This is a genomic window from Mycobacterium sp. NGS39 (genome assembly GCF_059812765.1).
This window is the reverse complement of sequence record NZ_JCALDH010000004.1, coordinates 1-12,444: the sequence shown is the minus strand read 5'-3', so window position 1 is coordinate 12,444 and position 12,444 is coordinate 1. Positions and strand designations below refer to the sequence as shown.

Here is a 12,444-nt window from a genome sequence, read left to right as displayed (position 1 = left end):
GAAGCATGAGTGTGAAGCGACGGCTGGGAATGTTGCGGTGGTCGGTGATCCGCATGGGACTCGGTGCCCGCCATTTCTCGCGGACCGGGCAGTGGGGCGACGGACGCGAATCGGCCGTCGTCGACTACGTCGAAAGCCATGCCACAAGAGGCGACATCGACGACGTCCTGAACACCATCGACAGGTTCGCCTACGAGCAGTCGTTCCTGATCAACATCGGCGACGAGAAGGGACTGCTCCTCGACGCGGCTGTGACACGGGCCCAGCCGCGTCTCTGCCTGGAGCTCGGCACCTACGTCGGATACGGCTCGCTGCGGATAGCCCGGGCGGCGCCGCAGGCGAAGGTTTATTCGGTCGAGGCATCGGCGGCGAACGCTGCGATCGCGCGGCGAGTCTGGGCCCATGCGGGCGTCGCCGACCGCATCACGTGCGTCGTCGGCATGATCGGCGACGGCGGCCGCACTCTCGATGCGCTCGCGGCAGACGGGTTTGACGCGGGAAGCCTGGATTTCCTGTTCATCGATCACGAAAAGAGCGCATATCTCGACGACTTGCACAGCATCCTCGCCCGCGGCTGGTTGCATCCCGGGTCAATCGTGGTGGCCGACAACGTATTGGTCCCCGGGGCGCCCAAATACCGCAAGTACATGGCCGAGCAACAGGGCAAACGGTTCGCCACGGTCGAGCACAAGACGCACGCCGAATACCAGAGGCTGGTGCCGGACCTCGTGCTGGAATCCGAATACGTCGGCTAGCGGGCTAGTGTGCCCGCGGGTGTGCGCCCGCCCAGACCTCACGCAGCGCGTTGACCGTCACCAGCGTGTAGATCTGCGTGGTGGTCACCGACGCATGCCCAAGGAGCTCCTGCACGACACGTACGTCGGCGCCGCCGTCGAGCAAATGGGTGGCGAAAGAGTGGCGCAGCGTGTGCGGCGATACCCCGGAGCTGATCCCGGCGCGCTCGGCCGCGTCCTGCAGCACCTGCCATGCGCTCTGCCGCGAGAGCCGGCCGCCGCGCGCATTGAGAAAAATTGCCGGGGTGCCGCGTCCGCGCCGTGCCAGATCCGGCCGGCCCCGCACGAAATAGGTGTCGAGCGCTTCGATCGCCGGGCGGCCGACCGGCACGAGCCGATGCTTGCCGCCCTTGCCCCGCAGCAGCACCGAGCGGGCGTGGGTGTCGACGTCGTCGACATCGAGACCCACTGCCTCGGAAATCCGCGCCCCCGTCGAATACAGCAGTTCCAGCAGCGCACGGTTGCGCAGGGCCAGCGGGCCGTCGGACGGGCTGTCGCCCCCGGCGCCGGTCAGCAGCGCCAACACCTCGTCGACTGTGAGGCTCTTCGGCAATCGCCGAGTCGGTGTCGGCGGCTTGACCGACTTCGCGACGTCGATGTCGGTCAGCCCCTCCGCGGCGGCAAACCGGTGCCATCCGCGCACTGCGATCAACGCCCGCGCGGCCGACACCGCCGACAACGCGGGGACGCCGGTGTCCGGGTCACCTCGACGCAGCGCCACCAAGAATTCGCTGACGTCGTTCTCGGTGACGTCAGCAAGGTCATGCACGCCGCGAAGCACCAAGTGGTCCAGGTAGCGGCGCAGATCCCGCCGATAGGAGCTCAAAGTGTTGGCCGCGACGCCGCGCTCGATGGTCAGGTGGTCGAGGTAATCCTGCAGCTGGCCAGTGAGCGCGGGCGCGACCGCGGTCATTCGCGACCCAGCCGGCGGGCGAACGCGGTGGGCCGGTCGGGCCACCGGGCGTCGACGGGCCGGCTCGGCTTGCCGTCGACCACGACCGCGTACGCGGCCAATACCCCCGCCGCCGCTGATGCGTTGACGATCTCACCGGCGAGCACCATGTTGGCCGCGGTCTCGAGCGCAAACCAGTGCACGCTCAGGTCCGCCTCCTCGTCCTCTGCCTTCGGCCGCCCCACATGGGACAGACCAGTGGCCAGATACGTGCGTACCGATTCGTCGGAGAACCCGGGCGAGGACGCGGTGTCCAGCAGCACCCGCCACTGGTCGGCGGCGAGCCCGGCTTCTTCCTGCAGTTCGCGTTTGGCGGTCGCGAGTGGTTCTTCATCCGCGGTGTCCAGCAGACCCGCGGGCAGTTCCCACAGCCGGCGCCCCAGCGGGTGCCGATACTGGTAGACCATTGCGACTTGCTGACGTTCGTCCACCGCGGCGATCGCCACCGCACCGTAGTGCTCGACCACCTCGCGCTTCGCGGTGGCACCGCCGGGCATGCTGACCTGATCGACGCGCAGGGCCAAAATGCTGCCCTGGTAGACGGTTTCCGATGAGACGGTCTCGAAGACGTGCTCAGCCATGCCGCGTGCTCTTCGCGCAAGCCGTCATGGACGCGCCACTGGCTGGTGCAGCAGCCCCGTTACTCCTGTCGGGTGTTCGCTACCGTTCGGCGGCGCTTCCGGAATCTCCACCGGAAGCCGTTCTGCCGCTTTGTATTCCAGCGCCGCGCCGACGAACGAGACGAACAGCGGGTGCGGTCGGGTGGGCCGGCTCTTCAACTCCGGGTGCGCTTGGGTGCCGACGATGAACGGGTGCACGTCACGGGGATACTCGACGAACTCGACCAGCCGGCCGTCGGGCGATGTCCCGGAGAACCGCAGACCGCTGGCTGCGATGCGATCACGATACGCGTTGTTCACCTCGTAGCGGTGCCGGTGCCGCTCCGACACCTCCGTGGCCTCATAAGCCTCTGCCACAATGGATCCCGGCTCCAGCACCGCGGGGTATGCGCCCAGCCGCATCGTGCCGCCCATGTCCGCTTGCCCGGCGACCACATGCTTCTGGTCGGCCATGGTGGAGATCACCGGGTCGGGGGTTTCCGGATCGAACTCGGCCGAATTGGCCTGGGTCAGCCCGACGGAGCGCGCTGCCTCGATCACGATGCACTGCAAGCCCAAGCACAACCCCAGCACCGGTAAACCATGGGTGCGCGCGTAACGGATCGCGCCGATCTTGCCCTCGATGCCGCGGATTCCGAAGCCACCCGGGATCAGCACCCCGTGCACGTCGCCAAGCGCAGCCGCCGCCCCGCTTGCGGTCTGGCAGTCATCGGAAGCAACCCAACGGATTTCGACCCGCGCGCGATGCTTGAATCCGCCCGCCCGCAGTGCCTCAGCGACCGACAGATAGGCGTCGGACAGGTCAACGTACTTGCCTACCAAGGCAATCCGCACGGTCTCACGCGGTTCATGGACCCGCCGCAGCAAGTCGTCCCATTCGGTCCAGTCGACGTCGCGGAACGGCAGGTTCAGCCGGCGGACCACGAACGCGTCGAGTTCTTCGCGGTGCAGCACCTTGGGGATGTCATAGATCGAAGGCGCGTCGGGTGTGGAGATGACGCCGTCGATGTCCACGTCGCACATCAGCGCGATCTTGTTCTTGAGCGGCTCGGGGACGTCGCGGTCACAGCGCAGGATCAATGCGTCCGGCTGAATACCGATGCTGCGCAACGCGGCCACCGAATGCTGGGTGGGCTTGGTTTTCAGCTCGCCTGACGGCGCCAGGTATGGCACCAGGGACACATGCAGGAAGAACACGTTTTCCCGCCCGACGTCGTGGCGGACCTGCCGGGCCGCCTCGAGGAAGGGCTGCGATTCAATGTCGCCGACGGTTCCGCCGATCTCGGTGATCACCACGTCGGGCCGGTTGCCGTCGGCATCCGGCTCGGCCATCGCGAGGATGCGGCTCTTGATCTCGTCGGTGATGTGCGGAATGACCTGTACGGTGTCACCGAGATATTCACCGCGGCGCTCTTTGGCGATGACCGACGAATACACTTGGCCGGTGGTCACATTCGCTTGCGCCGACAGATTGCGGTCCAGGAAGCGCTCGTAGTGGCCGACGTCGAGGTCGGTTTCGGCGCCGTCCTCGGTGACAAACACCTCCCCGTGCTGAAACGGGTTCATGGTGCCCGGATCGACGTTGAGATACGGGTCGAGCTTTTGCATCGTCACCTGCAACCCGCGCGCGGTGAGGAGCTGACCCAGACTCGAAGCGGTCAAGCCCTTGCCGAGCGACGACGCCACCCCGCCGCTGACGAACAGATGCTTGGTGGCGGTTTGCGGGTGCTTGCGTAACGCTGGCAAGAGCGACTCCCGTGACGACGGCGCAGGGCTTTGTCTTTTCCAGGCTTTTTCACCTAGCTGGGGCCTGTCGACCCACGGAATTTCACCTTAACACCGCCGCCGACAACGCGGCGCTAACACGCCCGGCCCGCGGAAGCGTCTACTGCGGCACGGTGAGTGCCTGGGCCCCTTCGCCGCTGCCGTATTGCGTGGCGCGGGCTCCGCTGAGCAGGTCATGCAAGGCCAAAATGGTCGTGATACGACCCGATTCCATGTCGACGTTGTCGACGGTGGTGACGACTCCCGCCATGCCCGAATCGGCGCGCACCACGGCGACCGCGGCCGTGCCCGAGGCCGAACCGTCAGCACCTGCCAGAACGGTCCCTGCGCCGTGGGGCGCCAGCGCCGCGGCGAACCGTGCGACGGTGGGGCCGCTGTTGCCGGCGTCCTCTTTGAGCGCGCCGCCGGTCACCACGATCGCGGTGTTGGCGGCACCGACTTTGCCCTGGTAGGTGATGAAGCCGGTCTGGCGCAAGGCCGCCAGGACGGTTTCGCGCTGCGTGTCGTCGACGGGCGGAGTGGCTGGGTTCTTGTTGAGCTGAAGCACAATGCCCAGCAGGTCTCCGGCTTGGGCACCCTGGTCCACCGATGCGGTGTTCAATTGTGACCCCGCCGGCAATATCGACGAGTTCACCACCGAGAGCAGTTTGTCCGCGGCGTTGCCGTCGACGAATTGCTGGGTGAGCGTGACAGTCCCGCTCAGCGTGCCGCCAGCGTCACCCACGAGTCTGGTCAACGAGGTGACGGTGTCGTCGGATGCGTCCGGAGTGCGAAAGATCACCACCGACTTGCCGCCCAACGCACCGTTGACCATCCGCCCGGCCATCGCGGCATCGAATTCGCTTGCGTTATTTAGCTTTTCGTTGAGCGTATTGTTGTGTTGTTCCAGTTCGCTGATCTTGTCCTGCAGCTGCTTTTTGTCGTCGCGCAGCCCCGACACCAGCGTGTCCGACAACAGCCCGGATCCCAACACCACGCCGACGGCCAGTGCGAGGAACACGGCGGCTAGCGAAATCGCATGCTGGCGAAGCGAAATCACGGGCAGCGTCCTAGGCGACCAGTCCCTGGACCCACAACGAGAACCGGTTCCAATACACGAGAACCCAATCCAGCACCGCATGCTCGCTGCGCGACACCCACAACGCCACAATGATCGCGATGAGCATCGCCAACACCAGCATTGCAATCGCGCCGCCGGAGATCCGGTTGCGGTAGAGGGTGGCGACGGCCTTGGCGTCGACCAGCTTCTGCCCGACCTTCAGCCGGGTGAGGAACGTCGACGGATTACTTTGCGCGCGACTGCGATCGAAGAACTCCTCGATGGTCGCGCTGTGGCCGGCGGTGACGATCAGCGCCGCGCCGTGGTGGTCGGTCAGCAGCAGCGCCAGATCCATCGCCGAGCCGGCCGCCGGGAACGTCATGGCGCCGACTCCCAAATCCTGGATTCGGTTCAGGCCGGGCGCATGGCCGTCGGCATCGGCCGGCAGCACCACCTGCGCACCGCAGCGCAACACGTCGACGGTCATCTTCTCCGGGTCGCCGACGATCAGCTGCGGTCGATAACCCGCCTTGCGCAACACATCCGCACCGGCTCCGACACCCACGAGCACCGGCTGGTACTCCTTGATGAACGGCTTGAGACTCTTCAAATCGTCTGCGGCAGAGTCTTCTTCGCCGACGACCACGACGTGGCGACGGTTGAGATCCACGTCGATGTCCGGGATACCGATTCCGTCGATGAGCAACGGGCTTTCGCTGCGGATGAACTCAATTGTGTTGCCGGCGAACGCCTCCAAGTGTGCGACGAGCCCGCTCTTGGCTTCGTGCATCAAGTCGGCGATTTCTTCGTCGCTGCGTTGCGAGCCGACGACCAGTCGGCGGTCGCCGGAGTAGACCGCGCCGTTGTGCACGCGCACCCGGGCACCGTCCTTGACCTTCTTGAAGACGTCCGGGCCGGTGTCGTCGATGAGCGTCACGCCGTTGGCCACCAGCACCTCGGGGCCCAGATTGGGATAGCGGCCGGTGATCGACGGCGACGCGTTGACCACCGCTGCGACCCCGGAGTCCACCAGCGCGTCGGCGGTCACGCGGTCCAAGTCCCGGGCGTCGAGCACGACGATGTCTCCGGGCCCGACGCGCCGCAGCAGCCGGTCGATGTCTTTGTCCACCACAGCGGTGCCGACGATTCCGGGGCGCGATGACGTGTTTCGGGACAGCAGCGAAGACATCTTCATGCGGCGATTCTGGCCACCAATGCGGCCGAGGCTCGGGAGGCGCGCCGTAACAACAGCCACACAAGTTAACTTCCGTCACACCCCGGTTGCCCCGCGAGCGAGCGTGTCCGTACGCGACACGCCGCGTGTTTGCGTACGGCAGCGCACGCTCACGGCTAGAGGGACGCGCGCTCAGCGGCGGCCGTCTCCAGCAGCTCGCGGGCGTGCGCTCGGGCGGTGTCGGACTCGCCCAGACCCGCCAGCATGCGGGCCAGCTCGGCCACGCGTCCGTCGTCGTCAAGCCGACGTACCACGCTGGTGCCGTTGCGGCCCCCCGCGTCGACCACCAGATGCACGTCCGCATACGCCGCGACCTGCGGCAGGTGCGTCACGACGATCACCTGATGCGTGCGCGCCAGCCGTGCCAGCCGTCGCCCGATCTGAACGGCCGCCCGCCCGCCTACGCCGGCGTCGACCTCGTCGAACACCATCGTCGTGCCTTCAGCCGATGCCGCGAGCACAACCTCGAGGGCGAGCATCAGCCGGGACAGCTCACCTCCCGACGCGCTCTTGTGGACCGGCAGCACTGCGCCGCCCTTGTGCGCGGCGAAGCCGAACTCGACGAGGTCGGTGCCCGACGATCCCGCGTGCACCGTGGTCCCCGGCGGCACGATCAGCGGCGCGGAATCGTCGGGACGCGCCGGCAACGGCTGCACCGCAACTGTGAACTCCGCGGCGCCCATCGCAAGTCCCGACAGCTCCGCGGTGACGGCCTTCGCCAGACCCTTCGCGGCCTTGGTCCGCGCCTTCGTCAGGTCGGCGGCCGCGGCGGCCACCTGGTCCGCAAGGTCATGAACGGTACGGGACAGCGCCGTCAGCGCCTCCTCCGAAACGTCGATCTGCGCCAGCCGCTCTCGCGCCTGCCCTGCCCAGGTCAGCACGCCGTCGATGTCTGCCGCGTACTTCCTGGTCAACGTGCGAAGCTGGGCCTGGCGTGCCAGCTTGGTCTCCAAAGCACTTGCGTCCGTTGGTAATTCGTCGAGATACGCCGCCAATTCACTGGCCACGTCGGTGACCAGTGTCAGCGCCTCCCCTAGCTGAGTGGACAGTGCTGCCAACGCGCTGTCGCCGGTTTCCAACGCTGACATGGCTCGACCGATGAGGTCGGTCGCCGAACCGTCGGTGTCACCGATGTCGTCGCGAGTGCCCGCCAATGCGGCGCGCGCGGTCTGCGCGGCTTCTCGCAGCGCATCGAGTTCGGAGAGACGGCGGATGTCGGCGACGATCGCCTCGTCTTCCCCGGGCAGCGGGTCGATCGAGCTGATCTCGTCGATCGCGAACTTGAGCCGATCGGCCTCCTGCACCAGTTCGCGCGCATGCTGGGTCCGCTCGGCGAGATCGCGGCGCGCTTGCAGCCAGTCGTTGCGCAGCTTGCGGTAGCGGTCGAGCTTGGGCGCGACTCCGGCGTACCGGTCGAGGGCGGCGCGTTGCTCGTCGGGCCGCATCAGCCGCAGCTGGTCGTTTTGGCCGTGCAACGTCAGCAATTCGGTGGTGAATGCGCTCAGCGACTTCGCCGGCACGCTGCGGCCGCCCAGATAGGCGCGGGACCGGCCGTCGCTGGTGACCGACCGACTGGCGATGACGCTGCCGTCGTCGTCACGCTCGGCGCCGCAGGACTCGAGTATCCCGACGATGTCAGTCGCCGCGGTTTCGTCGAGATCACTTGTGGTGAAACGGCCTTCGACCACAGCACGTTTGGCTCCGGAGCGGACGCGGGTAGCGTCGGCGCGAGCGCCACCGAGCAGATGCAGGCCGGTCACGACCATCGTCTTGCCGGCGCCGGTCTCCCCGGTGAGCACCGTCAAACCGCGGTCGAACTCGGCCACCGCCGAGCCGATCGCGCCCAGCGATTCGATCCGGATTTCGGAGAGCACTCAGTGCCTTCTCTTCTTCGCGCAAGCGCTCATCAGTGCCTTCTCTTCTTCGCGCAAGCGCTCATCAGTGCCCCGCTGTCGTCGTCGGGCCGCGCCACCCGGTCACCGGCAACCGGAACTTCCGCACCAGCCGGTCGGTGAACGGCGCACTGTCGAGGCGCACCCAACGCACCGGCGTAGCGCACCTGGTCACTTCCAGTCGTGCGCCGGCGGGCACCAGCATTTGACGCCGGCCGTCGCACACCACGACAGCGTCATTGCCGTCGTCTTCCACTTCGATCGCGATGCAGGCCGCCGGGCTGGTGACCATGGGACGGGCGAACAATGCGTGGGCGTTGTTCGGCACCACGAGAATGGCCTCGAGGTCCGGCCACAGGATCGGGCCGCCCGCCGAGAACGCGTACGCCGTGGAGCCGGTCGGCGTGGAGACCAGCACACCGTCACAGCCGAACGACGAAACCGGCCGTCCGTCGACTTCGAGGACCACGCCCAGCACACCGAGGTGCGTGCCTTTCTCCAGGCTGGCCTCGTTGATCGCCCACCCCTGGCCGACGACTTCGCCGTCGGCACGCACCGAAACATCGAGAGTCATGCGATCTTCGACGCGGTAGTCCCGGTCGATGATGTGGTGCAGCACACGGTCGATCGCCTCCGCCTCCGCTTCGGCCAGGAACCCGATGCGGCCTAGGTTCACGCCGAGCACAGGTACGGCCGCGTTTCGGGCCAGCTCAGCGGCACGCAGGAATGTGCCGTCGCCGCCCAGCACGAGGACGAGCTCGCAGCCGACGGCCGCGTCGTGCGTCGGCTCGACGACCTCGATGTCGACGCCCAACGCACGTATGTCGTCCGGTGACAGGTGCAGCTTGCCGCGGTCGACCGCCTCGGCGGACAGGACACGCAGACTGATTCCGTTGTCTCCCAACACTTTATGGACACGGCGGGCGGTGTCGGTGGCTTCGTCACGGCCGGTGTGGACCACCAGCAGCACCGCGCGTTCGCTGGTCACTGCGGACCCTCCGCGACCGCGCGCGCCACCGCCTGCGCCAACTCGTCACCCGTAAGGCCGTGGTCGGTGCGGGACCGCAGGTGCAAGAAGTACTCGACGTTGCCCGACGGTCCAGGCAGCGGGCTTGCGACCACGTCGACGGGCTTCCAGCCGAGTTCCGCTGCGCGTCGCGCGACGTCCAGCACGGCGCGGCTGCGCAGAACCGGGTCACTCACCACCCCGCCCCGGCTTACATGGGCCTTCCCCACCTCGAATTGAGGCTTCACCATCGGAACGATATCCGCCTCCGCGGTCGCACACGACGTGAGCGATGCGAGCACCGTGGTCAGCGAGATGAACGACAGATCGGCGACCACCAGATCCGCGGGGCCGCCGATGTCTTGCAGGGAAAGCTCGCGCACATTCGTGCGGTCCAGCACCCGCACCCGAGGATCCGACCGCAGCGACCATGCCAACTGCCCATACCCCACGTCGACGGCAATCACCTCGCGGGCTCCGCGGTCGAGCAGCACTTCGGTGAACCCGCCCGTGGAGGCACCGGCGTCGAGGCAGCGCCGATCCGTTACCGATATCGAGAACGCCTCGAGGGCGCCGATCAGCTTGTGCGCACCGCGTGAAACCCAACTTCGGGCGCCGTCGTCTGCGACAGCCAGCCGAGCAGTGGCGGCGACCGCGGTAGCCGGCTTGGCGGCCGGCATTCCGTCGATCGTGACTCGGCCGGCGTCGATGAGTTCGGCCGCCTGCTGCCGCGAGCGCGCCAGCCCGCGTCTCACCAGTTCGACGTCAACACGTGCCCGCCGGGCCACCGGTGGTCAACCTTTTTCCACCGACTCCAAGGCGCGGACCAGCACGTCGTGCGCCTGTTCGAGCCGTGCCGCGATGCCCTCGATATCCAAAGCGCTCAGATCGGCGCCTTGCGCAGAGACGTCGGGCAGGTCGGCCAGCAGCGCAGCGATGTCCGCGCGGATTCGGTCTGGATCTGCAGTCATGACGCCTTCACGCTATCCGATGCCAGGACCCCGGCGGCGACGGCGCGGCGCAGCGCCTGATGCGCGAGCCGGTCTCCGGCGACGATCGGCCGCGCGCGGGGGTAGTCGGCTTCCCGCCACACCGCATCGGCGACCGCGCGAATGACCGAGAGTCCGTCGTCGTCGGCGGGGTTGGCTCGGGAGGTGACGATGACGTCGTCACAACCGGGTTCGACGTGCCACGCCGGTTGAGTGGCGACACGAAGCCGCTCTGCTGGATCCGTCAGTCCGCGAAGATCGTTGGCGATGTACGTCGGGCGCTCATGCTCTGCGGCAAACACTGCCTGCTCGGCCGTGCTGACCCCTGTGAGCACCATCATGCTGGGTAACTGGGCTGCGTTGGCGCCTGCGATATCGGTGTCCAACCTGTCGCCGACCACCAGAGGACTGTCAAAATTCCCGCGGCTCAACGCATCTCGAAACAGCGTCGGCTGAGGTTTCCCTGCAACTCTGGGCTGCAGATCGGTGGCAGCGCGAAGTGCGGCGACCATTGCGCCGTTGCCTGGCAGCAGTCCACGTTCAGTCGGAAGCGTGAGATCGACGTTCGCCGCGAGCCACAGTGCGCCACTGCGAATTGCCAGCGCCGCTTCGGCGAGGTTGGGCCAGCAGGTGTGCGGCGAGTGTCCCTGCACAACCGCGACCGGTCCATCGGCCCACTGCCGGACCGGCCGCAGACCGACTGCAGCGACTTCTGCGGCGAGCGCCTCGGTGCCGACGATCAGCACCGCCGCGTCGGCGGCCAGTTCTGCGGCGAGCAGTCGTGCGGCTGTCTGAGCGCTGGTGACGACGTCGTCGGGCTTTGCGGTGAACCCGATGTCGCGCAGATGTTCGGCGACTTCGGCCGCTGACCGCGAAGCGTTGTTGGTGACGAACAAGACCTGCGCGTCGACGGCTGCGAGTGTTTCGACGGCGCCGATGGTGGGTGACACGCCCCGAAACAGGGTGCCGTCGAGGTCGAGAAGCAAGCAGTCATGTTGACGCGCAAGGGATGTCATGTATCAGCGAGCTCCGCAACGCGATCCTCGGCGTCGGTGACACCGTCGACGTCGGCGGCGGCCGCATGCAAGAACCACTGCAACGCCTCTTCCTCGCGTCCGAGTGCGAGGAGCGTGTCCGCGTAGGCGTAGCAGAGTCTGGCGGCGGTCTGCCCTTGGCGGGCCGGGTCGATCGGCGGTGACGACAGCGTGGCGAGCGCCTGCTCGAGCTGGCCCAGATCAGCGCGGGCACCGGCGGCGACGATCCGCATCTCGTCGGCGTCTTCACCGGTGAGTTGGGCAGCCTCCGGACTGCGGGCCAGCTCGATCGCGCGCTCGGGACGGCCGACACCACGCTCGCAGTCGGCGATCAGCGGCAGCAGTACCGACTTGCTGCCGAGGCGTCGGGCCGCACGCAGTTCCGCGAGCGCCTGAGCCCAGTCACCGCAGCGGTAGGCCGCGATGCCGACCGCTTCGCGGACCGCAGCGATCCGTCCCGAACGCGCCCGCGCGGCGCGGGCGTGGGCCAGCGCCGCTTCGGGGTCGTCGTCGAGGAGCTCCCCCGCGGCGACGAGGTGCTTGGCCACCATGTCCGCGTTGACGCGGTCCAAAGTGGTTAACTCTCGCCGGATTTCGGGTGCCAACTGCCTGGCGTCGATGTCGGCCGGTAGCGGTGGTGCCGGCGACCGCGCCTCCGGAGCGCTGTCGGCGTTGTCCGGCTGCGGCTGCGCCCGGCGGGCACGATTGGGCCCCGAGCGCATCGGTGGTTGCGAACGCTTGTCCCGCCGGTGCGTGCCCCGCGGACCGCCTCCACCGCTGCCGTTGGCGTCGGGACCGTTGCCGCGGATGTGACGACGTTCGCCGCCTGCTCTGTTGTCGACCACTGAAACCTTTCGCACGTAACCCCGTGTCAGGATACGGTCCGGCGCGAGCAGTGACGGGAGTGCGTTGTACGGTCGCGGTCGCCGTGTTCGGGATACGTCGACCGGCGCTCTGGGCAATTAACGGACAGGCAGAATGATACGTGAATGCGTTCTCGTGCGGCAGCAGTTCGAAATGCGGCTAGCAATATTTGAATGAATAGGTCTCTAAATGGAGAAATGCCCCCCGGTTTGGTCCGGGGGGCATTTCTTTAATG

Annotated in this window: 12 protein-coding genes; 1 reads left to right on the top strand and 11 read right to left on the bottom strand. The window is 67.2% G+C overall.

What is annotated here, in order from left to right; translation table 11 throughout:
• Positions 1-5: 5 nt before the first annotated feature.
• Positions 6-755 carry an O-methyltransferase gene (locus AC5Y39_RS06840; protein ID WP_500017038.1) on the top strand — a complete coding sequence of 250 codons (750 nt, stop codon included), beginning with the start codon at positions 6-8 and terminating at the stop codon, positions 753-755.
• Positions 756-759: 4 nt separating this feature from the next.
• Here AC5Y39_RS06840 and xerD read toward each other — a convergent pair whose 3' ends face one another.
• The 11 genes from xerD to AC5Y39_RS06785 form a co-directional block, all read right to left on the bottom strand.
• Positions 760-1,707, bottom strand: coding sequence for a site-specific tyrosine recombinase XerD (gene xerD / locus AC5Y39_RS06835; protein ID WP_500017040.1), 948 nt, complete (start codon positions 1,705-1,707; stop codon positions 760-762).
• Positions 1,704-2,327 carry an NUDIX domain-containing protein gene (locus tag AC5Y39_RS06830; protein ID WP_500017042.1) on the bottom strand — a complete coding sequence of 208 codons (624 nt, stop codon included), beginning with the start codon at positions 2,325-2,327 and terminating at the stop codon, positions 1,704-1,706. Before AC5Y39_RS06830 ends, xerD begins: the two co-directional genes overlap by 4 nt.
• A 24-nt stretch (positions 2,328-2,351) precedes the next feature.
• Positions 2,352-4,112 (bottom strand): CTP synthase, encoded by a 1,761-nt coding sequence (gene pyrG / locus AC5Y39_RS06825; RefSeq protein WP_500017044.1) that lies wholly within the window; start codon positions 4,110-4,112, stop codon positions 2,352-2,354.
• A gap of 139 nt (positions 4,113-4,251) precedes the next feature.
• Complete coding sequence (locus AC5Y39_RS06820; RefSeq protein ID WP_500017046.1) at positions 4,252-5,190, bottom strand: copper transporter; 939 nt, start codon at positions 5,188-5,190, stop codon at positions 4,252-4,254.
• A gap of 10 nt (positions 5,191-5,200) precedes the next feature.
• Positions 5,201-6,385 (bottom strand): putative cytokinetic ring protein SteA, encoded by a 1,185-nt coding sequence (gene steA, locus AC5Y39_RS06815; RefSeq protein WP_500017048.1) that lies wholly within the window; start codon positions 6,383-6,385, stop codon positions 5,201-5,203.
• A 155-nt stretch (positions 6,386-6,540) separates the two neighbouring features.
• On the bottom strand, positions 6,541-8,298 hold the full coding sequence (recN, locus tag AC5Y39_RS06810) for a DNA repair protein RecN (protein ID WP_500017049.1): 1,758 nt from the start codon (positions 8,296-8,298) through the stop codon (positions 6,541-6,543).
• A 64-nt stretch (positions 8,299-8,362) separates the two neighbouring features.
• Positions 8,363-9,304, bottom strand: coding sequence for an NAD kinase (locus AC5Y39_RS06805; protein WP_500017051.1), 942 nt, complete (start codon positions 9,302-9,304; stop codon positions 8,363-8,365).
• On the bottom strand, positions 9,301-10,110 hold the full coding sequence (locus AC5Y39_RS06800) for a TlyA family RNA methyltransferase (protein ID WP_500017053.1): 810 nt from the start codon (positions 10,108-10,110) through the stop codon (positions 9,301-9,303). The genes AC5Y39_RS06805 and AC5Y39_RS06800 overlap by 4 nt, the downstream gene beginning before the upstream one ends.
• Before the next feature lie 6 nt (positions 10,111-10,116).
• Positions 10,117-10,293 carry a hypothetical protein gene (locus AC5Y39_RS06795; RefSeq protein WP_500017055.1) on the bottom strand — a complete coding sequence of 59 codons (177 nt, stop codon included), beginning with the start codon at positions 10,291-10,293 and terminating at the stop codon, positions 10,117-10,119.
• The gene (locus AC5Y39_RS06790; protein ID WP_500017057.1) at positions 10,290-11,327 is read right to left on the bottom strand and encodes an HAD-IIA family hydrolase; all 1,038 of its coding nucleotides are present in this window, start codon (positions 11,325-11,327) and stop codon (positions 10,290-10,292) included. Before AC5Y39_RS06790 ends, AC5Y39_RS06795 begins: the two co-directional genes overlap by 4 nt.
• Positions 11,324-12,067 carry a tetratricopeptide repeat protein gene (locus tag AC5Y39_RS06785; RefSeq protein WP_500017102.1) on the bottom strand — a complete coding sequence of 248 codons (744 nt, stop codon included), beginning with the start codon at positions 12,065-12,067 and terminating at the stop codon, positions 11,324-11,326. The genes AC5Y39_RS06790 and AC5Y39_RS06785 overlap by 4 nt, the downstream gene beginning before the upstream one ends.
• Between the last annotated feature and the right edge of the window lie 377 nt (positions 12,068-12,444).

What these genes read in the sequence shown, in the direction of transcription:
- AC5Y39_RS06785 (WP_500017102.1), bottom strand. Translation starts at nt 12,067, where the DNA reads ATGCGCTCGGGGCCCAATCGTGCCCGCCGGGCGCAGCCGCAGCCGGAC.
- xerD (WP_500017040.1), bottom strand. Translation starts at nt 1,707, where the DNA reads ATGACCGCGGTCGCGCCCGCGCTCACTGGCCAGCTGCAGGATTACCTC.
- steA (WP_500017048.1), bottom strand. Translation starts at nt 6,385, where the DNA reads ATGAAGATGTCTTCGCTGCTGTCCCGAAACACGTCATCGCGCCCCGGA.
- AC5Y39_RS06790 (WP_500017057.1), bottom strand. Translation starts at nt 11,327, where the DNA reads ATGACATCCCTTGCGCGTCAACATGACTGCTTGCTTCTCGACCTCGAC.
- AC5Y39_RS06795 (WP_500017055.1), bottom strand. Translation starts at nt 10,293, where the DNA reads ATGACTGCAGATCCAGACCGAATCCGCGCGGACATCGCTGCGCTGCTG.
- AC5Y39_RS06830 (WP_500017042.1), bottom strand. Translation starts at nt 2,327, where the DNA reads ATGGCTGAGCACGTCTTCGAGACCGTCTCATCGGAAACCGTCTACCAG.
- AC5Y39_RS06840 (WP_500017038.1), top strand. Translation starts at nt 6, where the DNA reads ATGAGTGTGAAGCGACGGCTGGGAATGTTGCGGTGGTCGGTGATCCGC.